General features: G+C 67.7%; 20 protein-coding genes and 1 tRNA gene. 10 read left to right on the top strand and 11 right to left on the bottom strand.

Annotation, left to right across the window (positions count from 1 at the left end; genetic code table 11):
- Nucleotides 1-160: 160 nt before the first annotated feature.
- The 8 genes from M1D55_RS13120 to recA all read right to left on the bottom strand — a co-directional run bounded on the left by M1D55_RS13120 (nucleotide 161) and on the right by recA (nucleotide 7,152).
- The gene (locus tag M1D55_RS13120) at nucleotides 161-691 is read right to left on the bottom strand and encodes a pilin (RefSeq protein ID WP_456282351.1); all 531 of its coding nucleotides are present in this window, start codon (nucleotides 689-691) and stop codon (nucleotides 161-163) included.
- A gap of 220 nt (nucleotides 692-911) precedes the next feature.
- Nucleotides 912-1,607, bottom strand: coding sequence for a TerC family protein (locus tag M1D55_RS13115; protein ID WP_064576436.1), 696 nt, complete (start codon nucleotides 1,605-1,607; stop codon nucleotides 912-914).
- 311 nt (nucleotides 1,608-1,918) lie between these two features.
- Nucleotides 1,919-2,800 (bottom strand): succinate--CoA ligase subunit alpha, encoded by an 882-nt coding sequence (sucD, locus tag M1D55_RS13110; RefSeq protein ID WP_006576698.1) that lies wholly within the window; start codon nucleotides 2,798-2,800, stop codon nucleotides 1,919-1,921.
- 105 nt (nucleotides 2,801-2,905) lie between these two features.
- Nucleotides 2,906-3,115: a GIY-YIG nuclease family protein gene (locus M1D55_RS13105; protein WP_456282703.1), complete on the bottom strand. Its 210-nt coding sequence runs from the start codon at nucleotides 3,113-3,115 to the stop codon at nucleotides 2,906-2,908.
- Nucleotides 3,116-3,212: 97 nt separating this feature from the next.
- Nucleotides 3,213-4,379, bottom strand: a complete 1,167-nt coding sequence (sucC, locus tag M1D55_RS13100) for an ADP-forming succinate--CoA ligase subunit beta (RefSeq protein WP_456282350.1) — start codon at nucleotides 4,377-4,379, stop codon at nucleotides 3,213-3,215.
- A gap of 102 nt (nucleotides 4,380-4,481) precedes the next feature.
- The gene (locus tag M1D55_RS13095) at nucleotides 4,482-5,162 is read right to left on the bottom strand and encodes a DUF2889 domain-containing protein (RefSeq protein WP_232206744.1); all 681 of its coding nucleotides are present in this window, start codon (nucleotides 5,160-5,162) and stop codon (nucleotides 4,482-4,484) included.
- A 246-nt stretch (nucleotides 5,163-5,408) separates the two neighbouring features.
- Nucleotides 5,409-5,876 (bottom strand): recombination regulator RecX, encoded by a 468-nt coding sequence (gene recX / locus M1D55_RS13090; protein WP_064576437.1) that lies wholly within the window; start codon nucleotides 5,874-5,876, stop codon nucleotides 5,409-5,411.
- A 223-nt stretch (nucleotides 5,877-6,099) separates the two neighbouring features.
- A complete protein-coding gene (gene recA / locus M1D55_RS13085; protein WP_006576703.1) occupies nucleotides 6,100-7,152 on the bottom strand; it encodes a recombinase RecA in 1,053 nt (350 codons plus the stop codon).
- A 404-nt stretch (nucleotides 7,153-7,556) separates the two neighbouring features.
- Here recA and M1D55_RS13080 point away from each other — a divergent pair, with 404 nt between their 5' ends.
- From M1D55_RS13080 to M1D55_RS13060, 5 genes are all read left to right on the top strand, one after another.
- Nucleotides 7,557-8,249: a response regulator gene (locus M1D55_RS13080; RefSeq protein WP_006576704.1), complete on the top strand. Its 693-nt coding sequence runs from the start codon at nucleotides 7,557-7,559 to the stop codon at nucleotides 8,247-8,249.
- Between the two features lie 123 nt (nucleotides 8,250-8,372).
- Complete coding sequence (locus tag M1D55_RS13075) at nucleotides 8,373-9,944, top strand: sensor histidine kinase (RefSeq protein WP_064576438.1); 1,572 nt, start codon at nucleotides 8,373-8,375, stop codon at nucleotides 9,942-9,944.
- Nucleotides 9,941-10,294 carry a DUF4212 domain-containing protein gene (locus M1D55_RS13070; RefSeq protein WP_232206718.1) on the top strand — a complete coding sequence of 118 codons (354 nt, stop codon included), beginning with the start codon at nucleotides 9,941-9,943 and terminating at the stop codon, nucleotides 10,292-10,294. Before M1D55_RS13075 ends, M1D55_RS13070 begins: the two co-directional genes overlap by 4 nt.
- Before the next feature lie 289 nt (nucleotides 10,295-10,583).
- Nucleotides 10,584-12,284 carry an MFS transporter gene (locus M1D55_RS13065; RefSeq protein ID WP_064576440.1) on the top strand — a complete coding sequence of 567 codons (1,701 nt, stop codon included), beginning with the start codon at nucleotides 10,584-10,586 and terminating at the stop codon, nucleotides 12,282-12,284.
- A 146-nt stretch (nucleotides 12,285-12,430) separates the two neighbouring features.
- Nucleotides 12,431-12,507, top strand: a tRNA-Met gene (locus M1D55_RS13060).
- 126 nt (nucleotides 12,508-12,633) lie between these two features.
- Here the strand turns inward: M1D55_RS13060 and M1D55_RS13055 are convergent.
- Complete coding sequence (locus M1D55_RS13055) at nucleotides 12,634-13,668, bottom strand: helix-turn-helix transcriptional regulator (RefSeq protein ID WP_456282349.1); 1,035 nt, start codon at nucleotides 13,666-13,668, stop codon at nucleotides 12,634-12,636.
- Nucleotides 13,669-14,005: 337 nt separating this feature from the next.
- Here M1D55_RS13055 and M1D55_RS13050 point away from each other — a divergent pair, with 337 nt between their 5' ends.
- Both M1D55_RS13050 and M1D55_RS13045 read left to right on the top strand, forming a co-directional pair.
- A complete protein-coding gene (locus M1D55_RS13050) occupies nucleotides 14,006-14,269 on the top strand; it encodes a hypothetical protein (protein ID WP_456282348.1) in 264 nt (87 codons plus the stop codon).
- Between the two features lie 308 nt (nucleotides 14,270-14,577).
- The gene (locus M1D55_RS13045) at nucleotides 14,578-15,015 is read left to right on the top strand and encodes a universal stress protein (RefSeq protein ID WP_232206716.1); all 438 of its coding nucleotides are present in this window, start codon (nucleotides 14,578-14,580) and stop codon (nucleotides 15,013-15,015) included.
- Between the two features lie 131 nt (nucleotides 15,016-15,146).
- Here M1D55_RS13045 and M1D55_RS13040 read toward each other — a convergent pair whose 3' ends face one another.
- Together M1D55_RS13040 and M1D55_RS13035 are read right to left on the bottom strand one after the other, a co-directional pair.
- Entirely contained in the window at nucleotides 15,147-16,178 is a 1,032-nt protein-coding gene (locus tag M1D55_RS13040) for a serine/threonine protein kinase (RefSeq protein WP_232206715.1), read from the bottom strand.
- A gap of 31 nt (nucleotides 16,179-16,209) precedes the next feature.
- A complete protein-coding gene (locus M1D55_RS13035) occupies nucleotides 16,210-17,784 on the bottom strand; it encodes a DEAD/DEAH box helicase (protein WP_456282347.1) in 1,575 nt (524 codons plus the stop codon).
- Between the two features lie 342 nt (nucleotides 17,785-18,126).
- On the opposite strand from M1D55_RS13035, the gene miaB reads away from it, so the two are divergent.
- The 3 genes from miaB (at nucleotide 18,127) to ybeY (ending at nucleotide 21,372) form a co-directional block, all read left to right on the top strand.
- Nucleotides 18,127-19,539, top strand: coding sequence for a tRNA (N6-isopentenyl adenosine(37)-C2)-methylthiotransferase MiaB (gene miaB, locus M1D55_RS13030; RefSeq protein ID WP_006579846.1), 1,413 nt, complete (start codon nucleotides 18,127-18,129; stop codon nucleotides 19,537-19,539).
- 74 nt (nucleotides 19,540-19,613) lie between these two features.
- Nucleotides 19,614-20,609, top strand: coding sequence for a PhoH family protein (locus M1D55_RS13025; protein ID WP_006579847.1), 996 nt, complete (start codon nucleotides 19,614-19,616; stop codon nucleotides 20,607-20,609).
- A 1-nt stretch (nucleotide 20,610) separates the two neighbouring features.
- Complete coding sequence (gene ybeY / locus M1D55_RS13020; RefSeq protein ID WP_456282346.1) at nucleotides 20,611-21,372, top strand: rRNA maturation RNase YbeY; 762 nt, start codon at nucleotides 20,611-20,613, stop codon at nucleotides 21,370-21,372.
- Nucleotides 21,373-21,401 lie beyond the last annotated feature (29 nt).

The following is a 21,401-nucleotide window of genomic DNA, read 5'->3' as shown; positions in this document are numbered from 1 at the left end:
CGCCAACAGCGGGCACGCGCACTCCAGCGCAATGTTCCTGCGCAAATTCACATTCGATTCCCGACGAAGGCGACGTGCCCATGGGCGCGTCGCCGAGATGATCGTTGCGCAGCCGGGCATGGTTGGCGTCGTCCGCGATGACACCGGCGCCACTACCCGACTACGCCCTCGCCTGCGATGTATCGGCCGGCGACTGGCTGTTCCTGAGGACATACTGCCTGGCGACCGCGTTCTCGATCGTGGTGGCGATCTCCCAGCTGACCGAGGTCGCGTTGACCGATGGCCGCAGCGTGATGTCCCTGCCGTCGACGCCGGCTCCCAGTCCGCTGGCGGCCAGCGTCAGCGTGATCACGCCCGGGCCGCTGACGGTGGCCTGCGCGATTTCGCGGTTCGGCGCGAACCGCGGGATCGCCGCGGCCGCATTGTCGCCATTGCAATCGTCCAGCACGCCGCCCGCTTCCTGCGCGCACAGGCTGACCGCCATCTTCAACGGCGCTGCCGCCGTCAGCACGCTCGACAGCCTGGCCCGAATTGTATCGTCCCGATATTGCGGCACCGCGATCGCGGCCAGGATGCCGATGATGGCGACCACCACCATCAGTTCGATCAGCGTGAAGCCGCGATGGGGGCGATGGGGGCGATGGGCGCGATCGGCGCGGCGGCCCTGCGGCAAGCGAGCGGCGACTGGCATGGAGCGTCTCCCGAACGGTACGAAGGCCGACAGTATCGAGCCGGCCGAGCGCGCTATGCCGCCCGTTCACAAAATTTGGCGTCGGGGCGCTGCGCCCAGCGCTCGCGCGCAGGGTTCGCTTCGACGAAGTGCGCCATGAAAAAAGCCCGGCAACGCCAAGGCGTGCCGGGCTCGTTTCGCATGGCCGCATCCCCGCAGGGCAGCGCGGCCGCGCGTGGCGTCAGGCGGTCCGCGCGCCGCGCTTCTGCATCAGCTTGCCGATCACGACCACCAGGATCGCGCCAACCGCGCCGAACACCAGGTGGGCGTGCGGCACATGGACTTCGAACCAGGCGGCGTCGACCGGATCGCTGACCAGCATCTCGCCGGCCAGATAGCCGAGCAGCGCGGCACCGGCGACGATGATCACCGGGAAGCGTTCCATCACCTTCAGCAGCAGCGTGCTGCCGAACACGATCAGCGGAATCGACAGGCCCAGGCCGACCACCAGCAACAGCAGCTGGCTGCCCTCGGGCCCCTTCTGCGCCGCGGCGGCGACCGCCACCACGTTGTCCAGCGACATCACCAGGTCGGCGATCAGGATGGTGCGGATCGCGGCCCAGATATTGTCCTTGGCGTCGTGGCCTTCGTCGCCGTCATCGCCGGTCAGCAGCTGCACGCCGATATAGACCAGCAGGATCGCGCCGACGATCTTCAGGTACGGCAGGCTCAGCAGCTTGACCGCGGCGACGGTCAGCACCACCCGCATGATGATCGCGGCGGCGCTGCCCCAGAAGATCGCGCGCTTCTGCTGCGCGGGCGGCAGGTTGCGCGAGGCCAGCGCGATCACGACGGCGTTGTCGCCGGACAGCACGATATTGGTCAGGATGATGGATCCCAGTGCGATCCAGAACGTGGTGGACGACAGCAATTCCACTGCGTGGCTCCTCGAAGTCGATATTGGAATTGGAATGAAGACGGGGTGTCAGGAACGTCGGCGCGGGGGCCTGCGCACGGCGCGACTGCGGCGTTTCGGATGTCTGACGCCCAAGACATGGAGATGTACCGCAGCAACCTTTCGTTTTGATTTCAACAAACCGGCAAATACATCAGAAAATGATCTATTGGCTGCTCCAGTGGCGCCAAAACGACAATGCCCTCGCAGGGCGCGAGGGCATTGCCTTTGGGACACCGCCGTGGAAACGCGGCGCCGGCCGATCGGACCGGCGGGACCGGTCCCGATCCGTATTACAGGATCGACTTCAGCAGACGGCCCATTTCCGACGGATTCTTGGTGACCTTGATACCGCAGGACTCCATGATCTCCAGCTTGGCCTGCGCCGTGTCGGCACCGCCCGAGATCAGCGCGCCGGCGTGGCCCATGCGCTTGCCCGGAGGCGCCGTGACGCCGGCGATGAAGCCGACCACCGGCTTCTTCATGTTGTCCTTGATCCAGTAGGCGGCGTTGGCCTCGTCCGGACCGCCGATCTCGCCGATCATCACGACGGCATCCGTATCCGGATCGTCGTTGAACATCTTCATCACGTCGATGTGCTTCAGACCGTTGATCGGGTCGCCACCGATGCCGACGGCCGACGACTGGCCCAGGCCCAGCGCGGTCAGCTGGCCCACGGCTTCATAGGTCAGCGTGCCCGAGCGCGACACCACGCCGATGCGGCCCTTCTTGTGGATGTGGCCAGGCATGATGCCGATCTTGATTTCGTCCGGCGTGATCAGGCCCGGGCAGTTCGGTCCGAGCAGCAGCGTCTTCTTGTTTTCGCGGCGCATGCGGTCCTTGACTTCCATCATGTCGCGCACGGGGATGCCTTCGGTGATGCAGACCACCAGGTCCAGATCGGCGTCGACGGCTTCCCAGATCGCGGCGGCGGCACCGGCGGGCGGAACGTAGATCACCGACACGGTCGCGCCGGTCTGCTGCTTGGCTTCCTTGACGCTCGCGTAGATGGGAATGCCCTCGAAGTCCTCGCCGGCCTTCTTCGGGTTCACGCCGGCAACGAACGCGTTCTTGCCGTTGGCGTAGTCGCGGCAGCCACGGGTGTGGAACTGGCCGGTCTTGCCGGTAATACCTTGGGTGATGACCTTGGTGTCTTTGTTGATCAGAATGCTCATTTGCGTTTCCTTTCCGTCGTCCCCGCGAAGGCGGGGACCCAGTGTCTTATGCAGTCAGGCCTGCGTACAGGTCGTTCCAGTAGGGATTGCTGTCTTCGATCAATCTCAGCTTCCAGTCACGCCGCCATTTCTTGATCTGCTTTCCCGGGTAATCGCTGCTTCCGCAGACGAGTGCACCTCGTACCAGACCAACTGCTTGACGCCGTACTGCTTCGTGAAACCGTCGACCAGGCCTTCCTTGTGTTCCCAAACCCGCTTCAACAAATCCGACGTGACGCCCGTGTATAGCGTTCCGTTTCGCTGACTTGCCAGCATATAAACGAAATAGGCGTCGCGCACGATAGCAGGGGAAGACGCTGGGTCCCCGCATACGCGGGGACGACAGTATTTTTACCGGTAGCCAGACTGCTCCTTACTTGCCCGCGGCCGCGGCCACCACCTTCTGGGCCGCTTCTTCCATGGTGTCGGCGGAGATGATCGGCAGGCCCGACTCGGCCAGCATCTTCTTGCCCAGGTCTTCGTTGGTGCCCTTCATGCGGACGACCAGCGGCACGCCCAGCTGCACCGCCTTCGACGCCGAGATCACGCCTTCGGCGATCACGTCGCAGCGCATGATGCCGCCGAAGATGTTGACCAGGATGGCCTGCACGTTCGGGTTCTTCAGCATCAGCTTGAAGGCCTCGGTCACCTTCTCGGTGGTGGCGCCGCCGCCCACGTCGAGGAAGTTGGCCGGCTCGCCGCCGAACAGCTTGATGGTGTCCATGGTGGCCATCGCCAGGCCGGCGCCGTTGACCAGGCAGCCGATGTTGCCGTCGAGCGAGATGTAGGCCAGGTCGAACTTCGACGCTTCGATTTCAGCCGGATCTTCTTCGTCCAGGTCGCGGTAGGCGACGATTTCCGGGTGGCGGAACAGCGCGTTCGAGTCGAAGTTGAACTTGGCGTCGAGCGCGATCACCTTGCCGTCGCCGGTCAGGATCATCGGGTTGATTTCGGCCAGCGAGGCGTCGGTGTCCCAGAACGCCTTGTACAGGCCCTGCAGCGCCTGGCGCGCTTGCGGCACGCTGGCGTCGGGCACGCCGATCTTGCGGGCGATGTCGTCGGCATCCTTGTCGGTCAGGCCGACCGACGGCTCGATGATCAGCGTGTGGATCTTCTCGGGGGTCTGCGCGGCGACTTCCTCGATGTCCATGCCGCCTTCGCTCGAGGCCATCAGCGCGACCTTCTGCGACACGCGGTCGACGACCAGGCTGACGTACAGTTCCTTCTTGATGTCGGCGCCTTCTTCGATCAGCAGGCGATTGACCTTCTTGCCCTCCGGACCGGTCTGGTGCGTGACCAGCTGCATGCCCAGGATGTTGCTGGCGTAGGTCTTGACCTCGTCCAGGGTCTTGGCCACCTTGACGCCGCCACCCTTGCCGCGGCCGCCGGCGTGAATCTGCGCCTTGACGACCCACACCGGGCCGCCAAGCTGTTCGGCCGCCTTCAGCGCTTCTTCGACCGAGAATGCGGGGATACCGCGCGGAACCGGCACATTGTATTTGCGCAGGATTTCCTTGCCTTGGTACTCATGGATATTCATGCGTGTTTCCTTTCGGGTAGGCGTAAATGGGTAGAAAAGCCGGGTAGTAAAGCGTGGTGATGAAGCGGGAGAGGTCGAGATCTCGGTGGGGACCCCGGCACCTCACCCGGACGTTCCGGTGGACCGGTGCGAGGCGGCGCCGTCGTCGTCGGCAATCGCCTGCGGGGCCCGCGGTGACTGCGGCGGCGAGGCCGCGGGCGCATCGGCCCGGACTCTCGGTTTCGGCTGGTGTCCGTACCAGCGCGGGTAAAACTGGCGAACCACTTCCCCTTCGAAGTGCAGCGCATGGCAGCCATGCAGCTGATAGGGCGGTTCGGGATTGCTGTCGTCGCTGGCGCCGTCGCGAATCTTGAAGACGTCGCCAGCAAAGGCCTGGATCGCCGTCGTCGGCAGGATTCCGGCCAGCTCGGTCAGATGGGTGCAGCCGGCCACGCCGCCCAGGCGCTCGCGCACGGCCTTGCGGAAGCCCTTCATCAGGTTCAGGCCGATCAGCTGGCGGTAGGCCGGGCCGATGGTGTCGCAGTGGCCGGGATAGGGAACCCAGTCCGAGCAGGCCTCGGCGTCGACCACGTTCATGCGCAGGTCGATGGTCACGCGCAGCCACAGGTCGTGCAGCGGCTGGCCGATTGGCCGCACGCCGCCGCCTGCGAGCGGAATGTCGCGGGGCTTGGTGTCGGTGAGCCGGGCCTCGATGTCCCACAGGCCGTCTTCGCGGAGATACGCCTCGGCCGTGATGGCGCGGCGATGACGCAGGGCGCGATTGACGGGGGCGGAAAGCGGCATGGCACCAGGCTGTGACAAGGGAAGGCGCGGCGGAACCGGCGCCTGAAGGCGATTTGCTGCGGGCGCACGAATTCGCGGCACGCTTGCGGAAAACTCGTGGAGTTTAACATGCCGAACTACATTGGCCGGACATACCCGGATGTGTGCAGTGTCGGGCCGGATTGTCGGCACGGATGATCGGGCTACCGGGGCGTTCGCATCACACTCTGCCTCTGGGCCGATCCGGCACGCCGTTCATTCGAACCATCACTCGGGCTGCTCGTCCGGCGGCAGGTCGGCGTCGCGGATCACCCGGCTGATCGCCGCCTGGGAAAAGCCGCGTGCCGTCAGGAAGCGCAGCTGCCTGGCCTTCTCCTCCGGCGTGGCCGGCGCGACGCCGAAGCGTTTGCGCCAGACCTCTCGCGCGCGCTCCAGTTCGGTGGCCCGCAACTGCTGCTGCAGGTCGGCCAGCTGCTCGCCGTCGAGCTGGTGGGTGCGGGCTTCCTGCATGACGCGGGAAGCGCCATAGCGGCTGGCGCGCCGGTGCACCAGGCTCTCGGCAAAGCGGGCGTTCGACAGCCAGTTCTCGCGCTCGAGCGTATCGAGCAGGCGCTCCAGTTCCTCCGGCGACTCGGCATGCGGCGCCAGCTTGCGCGCCAGCTCCGCGCGGCTATGCTCGCGGCGCGACAGGTAGCCGACCGCGCGCGCTTTCAGGGACAGCGGGGGACGGGGCATGAAGACGGCTTGGGATGTAGCGCGATCGCGATGCTCGGGAGGACTCCCCTCTCCCGCTTGCGCGAGAGGGGCCGGGGAGAGGGCAAGGGGCGCTTGGCATGCTACCGCGCATGGAAACCACCCCCTCTCCCCGACCCTCTCCCCCCTGAGGGGGAGAGGGAGAACACCCTTGGAGAGAGATGACAGCCGGGCGGTCCGGGACGCCCCTGGCTCTGCTGGCCCTTTACTCTTCCGCCAGCGCCGGCGTGCCGTTCATCGGCACCACGCCGAGGGCGGCGCGGACCTTGTTCTCGATTTCGTTGGCGATATCGGGATTCTCGCGCAGGAATTCGCGCGCATTGTCCTTGCCCTGGCCGATCTTCTCGCCGTTGTAGCTGTACCAGGCGCCCGACTTCTCGACGATCTTGGCGTCCACGCCGAGGTCGATGATCTCGCCCTGGCGCGAGATGCCCTGGCCGTACAGGATGTCGAAGAAGGCCTCGCGGAACGGCGGCGACACCTTGTTCTTGACCACCTTGACCTTGGTCTCGTTGCCGATCACGTCGTCGCCCTTCTTGATCGAGCCGATGCGGCGGATGTCGAGGCGGACCGAGGCGTAGAACTTCAGCGCGTTGCCGCCCGTGGTGGTTTCCGGCGAGCCGAACATCACGCCGATCTTCATGCGGATCTGGTTGATGAAGATCACCAGGCAGTTGGTGCGCTTGATGGTGCCGGTCAGCTTGCGCAGCGCCTGGCTCATCAGGCGGGCCTGCAGGCCCGGCAGCGCGTCGCCCATCTCGCCTTCGATTTCGGCCCGCGGCACCAGCGCCGCGACCGAGTCGATCACGATCAGGTCGACCGAGCCGGAGCGCACCAGCGCGTCGGTAATTTCCAGCGCCTGTTCGCCGGTGTCCGGCTGCGAGATCAGCAGGTCGCCGACGTTGACGCCCAGCTTGCTGGCGTAGTTGACGTCCAGCGCGTGCTCGGCATCGACGAACGCGCAGGTGCCGCCCAGCTTCTGCATCTCGGCGACCACCTGCAGCGTCAGCGTGGTCTTGCCCGACGATTCCGGGCCGTAGATCTCGACGACCCGGCCGCGCGGCAGGCCGCCGACGCCCAGCGCGACATCCAGGCCCAGCGAGCCGGTCGACACGACCTGGATATCCTGCTCGACCTCGCCATCGCCCATCCGCATGATCGAGCCCTTGCCGAACTGCTTCTCGATCTGCGCCAGCGCGGCGGCCAGCGCCTTCTGCTTCTCGGCGCTCACGCCAGCTGCCTTCTTGCCGTCATCCATGGTCGTCCTTCCGTCAATGGTGTATAAATAGGCCGCATGCGGCGCGCCGCCTGCTATTCGAAGCCGATATTGTGCGGCCACTCGTTACGCAGACCCACGCGCCCGACCCGCGCCACCCCGGCGGTCTGCATCGTCGGAGCGCGCTGCGGCAACGCATTCTAGAGGCGGAGCATGGCAGCCGTGAATCAGCATCGGCTCAAAAATGCCCGGTTGACCGGCGCGATTTCCGACGCGTGGCCTCGGTTGCGATCCAGCCCCATGCGCCCGCCTGGAATCAGCGGGTACTGTATAAAAAAACAGTATGCTTGGCAAGCCCCATTTCATCCCATAGTGCGCATGCCGATCGGGACGACACGGGGAGCGGCGCCCGCCAGCGCACGCCTGCCAGGCCAGGGGAGACCACCATGCGCATTCTGATTGCCGAAGACGACGACGTGCTGGCCGACGGCCTGACCCGTTCCCTGCGCCATTCCGGCTATGCGGTCGATCATGTCGCCAACGGCATGGAAGCCGATTCGGCGCTGTCGACGCAGGCCTACGACCTGGTCATTCTCGATCTGGGGCTGCCCCGCATGCCGGGGCTCGAGGTGCTCAAGCGGCTGCGCGCCCGCGGCGCGATGGTGCCGGTGCTGATCCTGACCGCGGCCGACAGCGTCGACGAGCGGGTCAAGGGCCTGGACCTGGGCGCCGATGACTATATGGCCAAGCCCTTCGCGCTGTCCGAACTGGAGGCGCGCGTGCGCGCGCTGGTGCGGCGCGGCACCGGCGGCGGCGCGACGCTGATGCGGCATGGTCCGCTCGCGTTCGACCAGGTCGGCCGCATCGCCTACCTGAACGACCAGATGCTGGACCTGTCGGCCCGCGAGGTCGGCCTGCTGGAGATCCTGCTGACCCGCTCCGGCCGGCTGGTGTCGAAGGAGCAGCTGGTCGACCATCTGTGCGAATGGGGCGAGGAGGTCAGCAACAACGCGATCGAGGTCTACGTGCATCGGCTGCGCAAGAAGATCGAGGTCGGCGGCATCCGCATCGCCACCGTGCGCGGACTCGGCTACTGCCTGGAGAAATTCCAGCCGGCTGCGGCCACGGCGCACCCCTGATCGAGCAGACGGCGACATCCACACCGACGCCGACACCGATACCGACACCGACGCCAGCGACGCCGCGGCTTTCTCTTCCACCCTGCCCGGCCACCGGCCGCCCCGCTCCTTCGCGCCCTACGCATGTATCCGCTGCGCCTGCCCTGGAAACGCCCTCCGCCGGCGCCGACCGACGCGCGCCGCCGCGCCGCCTCCGCACCCAGCGCCGAGGACGAGGTCAGCGACGAGATGCTGGCCGACGCGCTGCCCCATCTGGAAGACGACGCCGCGCACGCTTCGCCGCGCTCGCTGTTCGGCGAGATCCTCGACTGGATGCTGGCGCCGCTGCTGCTGCTGTGGCCGCTGAGCATCGCGGTCACCTATCTGGTCGCCAAGTCGATCGCCAACGGGCCCTACGATCGCGCGCTCGAATCGAGCGCGATCGTGCTGTCGCAGCAGGTGCGCGAGGTCAACGGCGGCGTGACGCTGCAGCTGCCGCTGTCGGCCCGCGAGATCCTGCGCGCCGACGAGACCGACGCGGTCTACTACCAGGTGGTCGGCACGCGCGGCGAGCTGGTGGCGGGCGATCGCGACCTGCCGCTGCCGGTCGAGGAAGACCGCGGCCACGCCGGGCTGGTGTCGCTGCGCGACGACCAGGTCGCCGGCAACGACGTGCGCGTGGCGTATACCTATGTCGAGATGCCGGCGGTGCCGGGCGGCCATCCGGTGCTGGTGCAGGTCGCCGAGACGCTCGACAAGCGCGCGCGGCTGGCCAACGAGATCATCAAGGGCGTGATCCTGCCGCAGTTCGTGATCCTGCCGCTGGCGGTGCTGCTGGTGTGGTTCGGGCTGTCGCGCGGGCTGGCGCCGCTGACCGCGATCCAGCAGCGCATTCGCGCGCGCAATCCGGGCGACACCAGCCCGATCGACGAACAGGCCGCGCCGCAGGAGATCACGCCGCTGGTCGCCTCGTTCAACGAGCTGCTCGAGCGGCTCGATCAATCGGTGCAGACGCAGAAGCGCTTCATCGCCGATGCCGCGCACCAGATGAAGACGCCGCTGGCCGGGCTGCGCATGCAGGCCGAACTGGCGCAGCGCGAGCAGTCGCCCGAGGAACTGCGCAAATCGCTGGCGCAGATCGCCGGCAGTTCGCAGCGCACCGCGCATCTGGTCACGCAGCTGCTGTCGCTGGCGCGCATGGAGAACTTCGCCGGCAGCGGCAACATGGCGCCGCTCGACCTGGCCGCGCTGGCGCGCGAGGTCGTCAAGGACTGGCTGCCGCAGGCCTGGGCCAAGCGCATCGACCTGGGGCTCGATGCGTCCGACCATCCGGTGATGGTCCAGGGCAACCGCCTGATGCTGACCGAGATGCTGAACAACCTGCTCGACAACGCGATCCGCTACACGCCGCCGGGAGGCCACGCCACCGTGCGCGTCAGCGCCGATCCGTTCGAGCCGTTCGCCTATCTGGACGTGGAGGACACCGGGCCCGGCATTCCGCCGGCCGAGCGCCCGCGCGTAATGGAGCGCTTCTATCGCGTGCTGGGCACCAGCACCGAGGGCAGCGGGCTGGGCCTGGCGATCGTGCGCGAGATCGTGCAGCAGCATGGCGGCGACGTCGCCATCGAGGACCACGTCTACCAGCAGCAGCCGCGCCTGGCCGGGGCGCGGCTGCGCGTCACGCTGCGCCGTCCGGCGCCCGGGGAGGCGGCATGAACGCGCCCGATCCGGTCCGGCTTGCGCGCCAGCAGCGCGCCGCGGCGGCCTGGCGCACCAACCTGCGCTGGACCGCGGTGCTGCTGACCCTGTGGTTTGCCGGCACGTTCGGCGTCAGCTGGTTCGCGCGCGAGCTGCGCTTCGACTTCTTCGGCTGGCCCTTCTCGTTCTGGGCCGGTGCACAAGGCTTGCTGATCCTGTACGTGCTGATGGCCGCCGCCTATGCCTGGCGCATGAACCGGGCCGATCGTGAGGTTGGCGAGATCGGCGAGCCGGCGCAGGTGCCGACCGACATGCCGGCCGACGACGCCGCGCACGCCGACGATGGCGATGCTGCGCGGCACCGCTGAACGCCGCGGCCCTGCGTACCGCGCGCAGCGCGCAATCGCCGCCTGATCGCGCGCCCTGGCATCCCGCATCGCAACATCGCTGCGGCCGGCGGAAGGCGAGTTCGGCCGCCGCGCGACGCTAGCGTATACCCCGAGCAATAAGGGCGCCCGCGCGCCCTTTGCTGTCAGAACACCGTAAGTTTCGCCTCCCAGAATCCACACACATTCGACGGCCTCCGCCGGTACGCGGCGTTGCCGCCCGCGTAGCGCGGCCGTGCGAAAGGACCCCTGAACAGTAGGAGGAGACAAAATGGCTAACGCCCAGAATGTCGCAGTGCCGGGAGGCAGTGCGCAGAATGCGCCGATGACGCGCGAGGAGAGGAAGGTCATTCTCGCCTCGTCGCTCGGCACGGTGTTCGAGTGGTACGACTTTTATCTGTACGGTTCGCTGGCGGCGATCATCGCCAAGCAGTTCTTCGCCGGCCTCGATCCGACCTCGGCCTTCATCTTCGCGCTGCTCGCCTTTGCCGCCGGCTTCATCGTGCGGCCGTTCGGCGCGCTGGTGTTCGGCCGGCTCGGCGACATGATCGGCCGCAAGTACACCTTCCTGGTGACGATCCTGATCATGGGCGTGTCGACGTTCATCGTCGGCCTGCTGCCCAGCTATGCCACCATCGGCTGGGCCGCCCCGATCATCCTGATCGCGCTGCGGATGCTGCAGGGCCTCGCGCTCGGCGGCGAGTACGGCGGTGCGGCGACCTACGTCGCCGAACATGCGCCGCACGGCAAGCGCGGCTCGTACACGTCCTGGATCCAGACCACGGCCACGCTCGGCCTGTTCATGTCGCTGATCGTGATCCTGGTGTGCCGTCAGCTGACCGGTCCGGACTTTGAGGTCTGGGGCTGGCGCATTCCGTTCCTGCTGTCGATCGTGCTGCTCGGCATGTCGGTCTACATCCGGCTGTCGATGGCCGAATCGCCGGCGTTCCAGCGCATGAAGTCCGAGGGCAAGACCTCGAAGGCGCCGCTGACGGAATCGTTCGGCCAATGGCGCAACCTGAAGATCGTGATCCTGGCGCTGGTGGGCCTGACCGCCGGCCAGGCCGTGGTCTGGTACACGGGCCAGTTCTACGCGCTGTTCTTCCTGACCCAGGTGCTGAAGGTCGACGCCAAGACCGCCAACCTGCTGATCGCCGGCGCGCTGGTGATCGGCACGCCGTTCTTCGTGTTCTTCGGCGTGCTGTCGGACAAGATCGGCCGCAAGTGGATCATCATGGCCGGCTGCGCGCTGGCGATGCTGACCTACTTCCCGCTGTTCAAGGCGCTGACCCACTACGCCAACCCGGCGCTCGAGCGCGCCCAGCAGTCGGCCCAGATCGTCGTCACCGCCGATCCGAAGCAGTGCTCGTTCCAGGGCAGCCCGATCGCCCGCGAGATCGACTTCCGCAGCTCCTGCGACATCGCCAAGCGCACGCTGGCGCAGTCGTCGGCAAGCTATGAAGTCGTCGAGGCACCGGCCGGCACCACCGCCACCGTCAAGATCGGCGATCGCGAGATCCCGGCCTTCAATGCCGCGCTGGTGCCGCAGGGACACAGCTTCGATCCGGCCAGCAAGGCGAAGATCGACGCCTTCAAGAAGGAAGTCGCCTCGGCCATGACGGCCGCCGGCTATCCGACCAAGGCCGATCCCGCCGAGATGAACACGGTGATGGTGCTGGTGATCCTGGTGATCCTCGTGATCTACGTGACGATGGTCTACGGTCCGATCGCCGCGATGCTGGTCGAGCTGTTCCCGACTCGCATCCGCTACACCTCGATGTCCCTGCCCTACCACATCGGCAACGGCTGGTTCGGCGGCATGCTGCCCACCATCTCGTTCGCCCTGGTCGCGCAGAACGGCAACATCTACTACGGCCTGTGGTACCCGATCGTGATCGCCGGCATCACGCTGGTGGTCGGCTCGCTGTTCATCCGCGAGACCAAGGACGTGGACATCTACGCGCGCGACTGATCTTCGATCGCGCCCCGCCGGCTACGATGCCGGCGGCGAAACCGGCGGTCCGGCAGGGCCGCCGGTTTTTTTTGCCTTTGGATGCCGGAGGGCCGCACAAAAGTGTTGACAGCGATCCAGCGGCCCGTATAATTGCGGTCTTCGTCGGCGAATTAGCTCAGTCGGTTAGAGCGACGGAATCATAATCCGCAGGTCCGGGGTTCGAGTCCCTGATTCGCCACCAGTATTTCGAAGGGGTCAGCGCAAGCTGACCCCTTTTGTTTTGGCGCCGCCCTCCAGGGTCCCGATCGGGGCGCCTGCCTGGAGCCCCCCATCCCCCGCCTCCTCAGTTGCGGCCTCAGTTCCCGCCTCAGTTCCGGCAGTAGGCCCGCGCCATCGTCTTGACCTCGAGCGCCAGCGCGCGGCGCAGCGCCACCGGCTCCAGCACCTCGACCTGCGGCCCGAACGAGCGCAGCCAGCGCACCAGCCAGTCGGCCATCTCCACCGTGCAGCGAACCACCAGCGAACCGTCGGGGCCAATCTCCTCGGTCTGATCGGGCGCCATCGGCGCGTCGCGCACGATGTCGCCGCAGCCCCTGGCGAAGCGCACCGCCAGCTTGATATTGCCGTCGCCGTGCAGCCCGAATTCGGCCGCCTCCTCGACGTAGTCGGCCAGCGAGAAATGGTCGGGATAGATGAAGCGCTCCTTCAGCGCGTGCGCCGCGTGGACGCGGTCCAGCCGCAGGCATTGCGGCGCCGGGTCCTCGTCTTCCAGTCCGACCAGATAGACCATGCCGGCCTTCTCGACCACCCCGAGCGGCATCAGCACGCGCTTGCTCTCCGGCTCGAAGCGCGGCCGGTAAACGACTTCCAGGCAACGCTCCTCGAACACCGCGGTCAGTACCGGCAGCAGCACGACCTCGCGCAGCCGCGGCGGCACCAGCGGCGAACTGCGCTCGACCACCGATACCTTGCGATGCCAGGCGATCCGCCGGGTGGCGCCCTCGCCGCTGCGCCGGCGCAGTTGCGACTCGGCGGCATCGAACAACGGCCGCAGCAGGGTCGCCATCACCGACGTGATCTGGCGGCCGGCGAACCTTTTGAGCACCTGCAGCGCCAGCGCCTCTTCGTCGCTGAGCCAGGTGCCGGCGTTGGCGAGCATCCGGCCGGCACCTTCGGCGCGGCGCCACATCAGGCCGCGCCCCTGCGCGCGGCACTCGGCCGAGCCGTCGGCGACCAGCAGCACCAGCCGCTGCTGCAGCACCTCGGCGGGCGGTTCGGCGACGCCGAGGGCGGCAAGGCCGCGCGCCACGTCCTCGGCGCTCAGCCAGCGCCGGGGACCGCCGTCGTCAAGCAGGACGGAAAGAATGGAAACGTCGAGTTGCGAATCGAACTGTTGGGCCATAAAGCGCAATCAGAGGTTGGTCATCCGTGGGGAGAGCGAAGCCTATCAAGCGGGGCGTCCGGAAATGAAGGAAATGGACAAGGAACGACGGTTCCCGGCACGCACTTCGGCCCTCCGAAACGAAAGTGCAAGCAACAGCCTATGCGATGCCCGCCGGCACGCGGAGTGGGCAAGGCCCAGGCCGGCGCGGCACACGCATTCGCATTGTTAAAAACTTTGAATAACTGATACGAGGCAGCGTCGCGTCACCGCCCGGATGTGAGCCTATTCTTCTCACATCGGCTGACGACATCGGGCCGCAAAACGATTCTCAAAAATTCAACAAATGGAGAAAATCATGAAGATCACCACCACCCGCCTGGTTCTCAGCGCCGCCATCGCCGGTACCGCGCTGCTGTCGCTGAACAGCGTGTTCGCCGCGCCGGTGCGCGCTTCGCATGCCGGCGACGACTACGGCTACACGTTCCGCTCGGTGGACCGCTTCGCCGATGGCGGGCGCGCCTTCAACGTCTACGCGGACGGCGCCCGCACGCACGACGTCTACAGCGAGGGCGCCCGTACCGGCACCCGCGGCGATTACCCCGCGCCGATCGGCGAATGAGCCGGCCCGTTGTGACGAAGCGAAGGAGCGAGCGATGAGCGTTCGGGACAATGCACTGATCGTGGCGGCGTGGATCGGCGCCTGCCTCGCCAGTGGCTGGCTGGTGACCTTTACGGGGATGCTGCTGTCGCAGTAAGTGCCGGATCAGGCATGGAATTGGGCGAAGTGCCGAGTTTTTGACCGGAATCATGGCGAGATCGCCGCCTAGCTGCCATCATGAATTCAGCCAGGCAAGGCAACGCCAGCCGTTCCGCCGACCGCCTGGCCGTCGACAACGCCTGCAAGGCCCTGATAGGAGAACCCTCGCCATGACCCATATCGTGCTCGCCACCGACGGCTCCGCCTTCAGCGACGCCGCCGCCCGCTTTATCGCCGAAGGGAAGCTGCTGCAGGGCGACCGGACCGTGCATGTGGTGCACGTCGCCCCGGAGGTCACCGGACAGGTCCGCGCCTTCGTCAGCAAGGACGCCATCGACGACTGGCATCGCGAGGAAAGCGAGAAGGCGATGCGCTCGGTCTGCGACATCCTGGCCGCCGCGCAGCTGCGCGTGGAAAAGCATGCGCTCAGCGGCTTTCCGCCGGACCGCATCGTGGCGCTGGCCAAATCGGTCAACGCCGATGCCATCGTGATCGGCACCCATGGCCGCGGCTCGTTCTTCGACGCGGTGCTGGGCTCGGTCGCCGGCCGCGTGGTCGCGCATGCGTCGTGCCCGGTGATCCTGGTGAAGGCACCGGAGAAGGCGTGATGGTGTGATGGCCTGATGGCCTGATGATGCGGGCCATTCAAGGCCCACAGTGTGACGAGCGCCGCGCTGGCGCCCGGGACGATCGGCAGCTCGGCCGATCCAGTCGCGATCAACTCGCGATTAACCCGCGATCAAGCCGACCACAACGGCGGCTCGTCCATCAGCGCGATCTGCTCGCGCAGTTCGAGGATGCGGTCCTGCCAGTAGCGCGCCGTGCCGAACCACGGAAACGCGGCCGGAAAGGCCGGATCGTTCCAGCGGCTCGCCAGCCAGGCGCTGTAGTGCAGCAGGCGCAGCGTGCGCAGCGCCTCGACCAGATGCAGTTCGCGCATCGGGAATTCGGCGAAGTCCTCGTAGCCGGCCACGATATCGGCCAACTGGCTCTGCATCGCGGCGCGGTCCCCCTCCAGCAGCATCCACAGGTCCTGCACCGCGGGCCCGCTCCGGCTGTCGTCGAAGTCGACGAAATGCGGCCCGGCGCTGCCGCCACGGGCCTGATCGGCCTCGATCCACAGCAGGTTGCCGCGATGGCAGTCGCCATGCAGCCGCAGCATCGCCACGTCGCCGGCGCGCTCGTAGCAGCGCCGCACCCCATCGATGGCGAGATCGGCCGCGGCCTGCCAGGCCGGCCGCAGATCGGCCGGGATGCAGTCGTGCGCCAGCAGCCAGTCGCGCGGCGCCACGCCGAAGGTCTCGACATCGAGCGCAGGCCGGTGGAGATAGGGCTGGGCCGCGCCCACGGCGTGGATGCGGCCGATGAAACGGCCGAGCCAGGCCAGCGTGTCGGCGCGATGGAGCTCTGGCTCGCGGCCGCCGCAGCGCGGGAATACCGCGAAGCGAAAGCCCCCATGCGACAGCAGCGTGCTGCCGCCGCAGTCGAGCGGCGGCACGGCCGGGATCTCGGCCTCGGCAAGCTGCCGGACGAAGGCATGTTCCTCGAGGATGGCGGCGTCGCTCCAGCGCCCGGGACGATAGAACTTCATCACCAGCGGCGCGCCGTCCTCGACCCCCGCCTGCCAGACCCGATTCTCGTAGCTGTTCAGCGCCAGCAGCCGGCCGTCCGGCATGAAGCCGGCAACCTCGAGCGCATCGAGGATCAGGTCGGGCGTCAGTCCCGCGAACGGAATGTCCGGGGAGGCGGCGGAATCGGGCGACATCACCATGGCTAAGCGCTAGCTTAGGACACCGCGCGCGTCAGGACCCCTGCCGCGAACGCTGTCCGCCGAGCAGCGCGGCCTGCGGGCCGGGGCGGCGGTTGCGCGACGGACCGTTCGGCTCGGACGCCGGGCGCGGCGCCGCCTGGGCACGTTCGCCATTGCCGGCCGGGCGGCCACCGCCCTTCGCCTGGCCGTTGGCGTGGCCTCCCGGCTTGCCATTGCGCTGCGGCGCGGCGCCGGCTTCCTGCGGCCGTGCGGGACGGGGCTGGCGCGGCGGCCGCGCTTCCGTACGGCGCTCGCCCGACGGTGCGCCTGAGCCCTTACCGGCACCATTGCCGGCGCCATTGCCAGCACCGTTACCGGCACCATTGCCGCCAGGATTGCCGGCACCCTGCGGACGCCCCCGTCCGCCGCCGCCATTCTGGCCGCGCGCCTGGCGGCCCTTCTGGATCGGCTCGGGCGCGATGGTCGGATCCGGTTCGAAGCCCGGCAGCACGATCTGCTCGAGCTTGCGCTTGATCAAACGCTCGATGTCGCGCAGCAGGCCATGCTCGTCGACGCAGACCAGCGACACCGCCTCGCCCTCGGCGCCGGCGCGGCCGGTACGGCCGATCCGGTGCACATAGTCTTCCGGCACGTTCGGCAGGTCGAAGTTGACCACGTAGGGCAGCTGGTCGATATCGATGCCGCGCGCGGCGATGTCGGTCGCCACCAGCAGCCGCAGCGTGCCGGCCTTGAACTCGGACAGCGCGCGCGTGCGCGCCGACTGGCTCTTGTTGCCGTGGATCGCCAGCGCCGACAGGCCTTCCTTGCTCAGCTGCTCGGCCAGCCGGTTCGCGCCGTGCTTGGTGCGGGTGAAGACCAGCACCTGGTGCCAGTCGTGCTCGCGCACCAGGTGCGCCAGCAGTTCGCGCTTGCGCTCGCGATCGACCGCATAGACGCGCTGCGCCACGGTCTCGGCCGTGGTGTTGCGGCGCGCGACCTCGATCGACGCGGGATTGTCGAGCAGGCGGTCGGCCAGCGCGCGGATCTCGTCGGAGAAGGTCGCGGAGAACAGCAGGTTCTGCCGCTTGGGCGGCAGCACGTTCAGGATCTTGCGGATGTCATGGATGAAGCCCATGTCCAGCATGCGGTCGGCCTCGTCCAGCACCAGCATCTCGACATGCGACAGGTCGATGGTGCGCTGGCCCACGTGGTCCAGCAGACGGCCCGGCGTGGCCACCACGATATCGACGCCACGCTTGAGCTGATCGATCTGCGGATGGATGCCGACGCCGCCGAACATCACCATCGAACGCAGGCGCAAATACTTGCCGTAGTTGCGCACGCTCTCTTCGACCTGCGCGGCCAGTTCGCGCGTGGGCGTCAGCACCAGCGCGCGGATGCGGGGCCGTTCGCCGCGGGCCGGCGGCTCGGCGCGCGACAGCAATTGCAGCATCGGCAGCGTAAAGCCGGCGGTCTTGCCGGTACCGGTCTGGGCGCCGGCGAGCAGGTCGCCGCCCTTCAGGATCGCGGGAATGGCTTGCGCCTGGATCGGCGTGGGCGTGGTATAGCCCTGCTCCGCCACGGCGCGGACAAGCTTGTCAGACAAGCCTAGTTCGGAAAAAGACATGGAATTCGTTTCGGCCGCCCCTTGCGCACGGATGCGCCAATCGTCGGGGCCGGCATGGATTGTGGCGACTGGCCGGCTGCCGCCGTCATCGCCTGCATGGGCGGGACGCGGGGTGCCGGGGAAGCGGAACGACTGCCTCCGCCTCCAGGTTCGGAAGGCCCGTAGTGTATCAGCCTCGGCGCATTCGCACCGGACGCCCCATGAGCCGAGCGGGTAGAATAGCGGGCTGTCCCGCCTTGCCCCGCCCGCCTGGCATTCCGCCCAGCACCGGCCGCCGCGGCAGGCCATGTTCCGCCCCCTGAAGCATCCGATGCCCCCAGGTCAACCACTGAGATCGGCACCATGAATCCACGTCCCCAAGCCACCGAGGCCACCCAGCCTGCGGCGGCCCCCGCCACGCCCGTCAAGAAGGTCTTCATCAAGACCTACGGCTGCCAGATGAACGAGTACGACTCCGACAAGATGGTCGACGTACTGCACGCCAGCCAGGGGCTGGAGAAGACCGACAATCCCGAAGACGCCGACGTGATCCTGTTCAATACCTGCTCGGTGCGCGAGAAGGCGCAGGAGAAGGTGTTCTCGGAACTGGGACGGATGAAGGCGCTGAAGGCCGCCAAACCCGATCTGGTGATCGGCGTCGGCGGCTGCGTGGCGAGCCAGGAAGGCGCGGCCATCGTCTCGCGCGCGCCGTATGTCGACGTCGTGTTCGGCCCGCAGACGCTGCACCGGCTGCCCGACATGATCGCGCGCCGCCGCCAGAGCGGCCATTCGCAGGTCGACATCTCGTTCCCCGAGATCGAGAAGTTCGACCACCTGCCGCCGGCGCGCGTCGAAGGCCCGAGCGCCTTCGTCTCGATCATGGAAGGCTGCTCGAAGTACTGCAGCTACTGCGTGGTGCCCTACACCCGCGGCGAGGAGGTCTCGCGCCCCTTCGACGACGTGCTGGCCGAAATCGCGGGCCTGGCCGACCAGGGCGTGCGCGAGGTCACGCTGCTGGGGCAGAACGTCAACGCCTACCGCGGCCGCATGGGCGATACCAGCGAGATCGCCGATTTCGCGCTGCTGATCGAATATGTGGCGGAGATCCCCGGTATCGAGCGGATCCGCTATACCACCAGCCATCCGAAGGAATTCACCGCGCGGCTGATCGACGTCTACGCGCGCGTGCCGAAGCTGGTCGACCACCTGCACCTGCCGGTGCAGCACGCGTCGGACCGCATCCTGATGGCGATGAAGCGCGGCTACAGCGTGCTCGAATACAAGAGCATCATCCGCAAGCTGCGCGCGATCCGGCCGACCATGTCGATGTCGTCGGACTTCATCGTCGGCTTTCCCGGCGAAACCGACGCCGACTTCGACAAGCTGATGGCGATGGTCGAGGAGATCGGCTACGACACCTCGTTCTCGTTCATCTTCAGCCCGCGCCCCGGCACGCCCGCGGCCAACCTGCACGACGACACGCCGCACGAGGTCAAGCTGCGCCGTCTGCAACGGCTGCAGGCGACCATCGAGGAAAACGTGCAGCGCATCAGCCGCGGCATGGTCGGCACGGTGCAGCGCATCCTGGTCGAAGGCCCGGCGCGCAAGGACCCGAACGAGCTGCACGGCCGCACCGAGAACAACCGCGTGGTCAATTTCGCGCTGCCCGGCGTGCCGCAGGCGAGCCGCGACCGGCTGATCGGCCAGATGGTCGAGGTCACGATCACCGAGGCCTTCCCGCATTCGCTGCGCGGCGAGATCCTGGTGCGCGGATAGGCGCGATTCCCGGCGCGCCGCGCGCCGCGCGCACGGCGACGGCCGAAGACGAACAACAACGGAGCGCTCTCCCGATGAAAATTCCTTCCGCAGAATTCGTGGCGCCCAAGGACGACAACGCCCGGCTGCAGAACCTGTGCGGTCCGCTGGACGAAAACCTGCGCCAGGTCGAACAGGCGCTGGACGTCACGATCCAGCGGCGCGGCCACAAGATGACGGTGCGCGGCGCCAATGCCAACGAGGCCGCCGCCGCGCTGGAGCGCTTCTACAACCAGGCCCGCACGCCGCTGTCGATCGACGACGTGCAGCTCGGCCTGATCGAGACGCGCCAGTACGCCGCGCATGTCGCCGGCCCGCCCGGGGCGGACAACGACGCGGGCGGCGATGCCGACGACGAATCGCCGGTGCTGCACACGCGCCGCACCGGCCTGGTCGGCCGCACCGCGGCGCAGCGCGACTACCTGCGCAATATCGTCTCGCACGACCTGACCCTGGGCATCGGCCCGGCGGGAACCGGCAAGACCTATCTGGCGGTGGCCTGCGCGGTCGATGCGCTCGAGCGCGACGCGGTCAAGCGCATCGTGCTGACGCGTCCGGCGGTCGAGGCCGGCGAGCGGCTGGGCTTCCTGCCGGGCGACCTGGCGCAGAAGGTCGATCCGTATCTGCGCCCGCTGTACGACGCGCTGTACGACCTGCTCGGCTTCGACCGCACGCAGAAGATGTTCGAGCGCCAGATGATCGAGATCGCGCCGCTCGCCTATATGCGCGGCCGCACGCTGAACCACGCCTTCATCATCCTGGACGAGGCGCAGAACACCACGCCGGAGCAGATGAAGATGTTCCTGACCCGGATCGGCTTCGGCTCCAAGGCGGTGATCACCGGCGACACCACGCAGATCGACCTGCCGCGCGGCCAGAAGAGCGGCCTGATCGAAGCGCAGCACGTGCTGCGCGACGTGCGCGGCGTCGCCGCGACCCGCTTTACCAGCATCGACGTCGTGCGCCATCCGCTGGTGGCGCGCATCGTCGAGGCCTACGACGAATACCACGCCCAGCACAAGGACACCTGATTTGACCAGCAAGAAGATGGCTCCCAGCGCCGCCCCCAGCCTGATCCTGTTCGACGGCGAAGGCCGGGCCCGCAAGAGCGCCGCGCACGCGCTGCGCGTGCAGCTGCCCGACGGCCGCAGCCTGACCGTGGACCTGTCGCAGGCCGCCGACGGCGTGGTGTCGCTGCTGGCCGAGCACAGCGACCCGCGCCAGCGCGCCGGCCTGCTGGCCCGCCCCGACAGCCACGACGCGCTGGCGGTGGCGGTCACCGCCACGCCGCAGCTGACCACCACCGGCACGCCGGCCACGCCGCCCGAACTGACACTGGACGTGCAGTACGGCGACGGCGTCCGCGGCCGGCGCGGGCTGCCGCCGCGCGCACGGCTGCAGACGTGGCTGCGCTCGGCACTGTTCGCCGATGCCCAGCTGACCGTGCGCTTCGTCGACGAGGACGAGGGCCGCGCGCTGAACCGGGGCTTCCGCGGCAAGGACTACGCGACCAACGTGCTGACCTTCGCCTATGCCGAGCACGACGACGATCCGGTCACCGCCGACATCGTGCTGTGCTGCCCGGTGGTCGAGCGCGAGGCGCGCGAACAGCGCAAGCCGCTCGAGGCGCATTACGCGCATCTGCTGGTGCACGGCGCGCTGCACGCGCAGGGCTACGAGCACGAGGACGACGCCGAGGCCGAGGAGATGGAGGCCATCGAGACCGAGACGCTGCTGGCGCTGGGGTTTGCCGACCCGTACCGCGACGACGGCGGGCCGCGGCTGGGGCACTGAACGATCGGCGAGGGGATTGGCGGGCGGCC

This window comes from Cupriavidus sp. JZ107, assembly GCF_053903255.1.
Note: the sequence above shows the minus strand (reverse complement) of the source record. Positions and strands in the feature narration are given on the sequence as shown.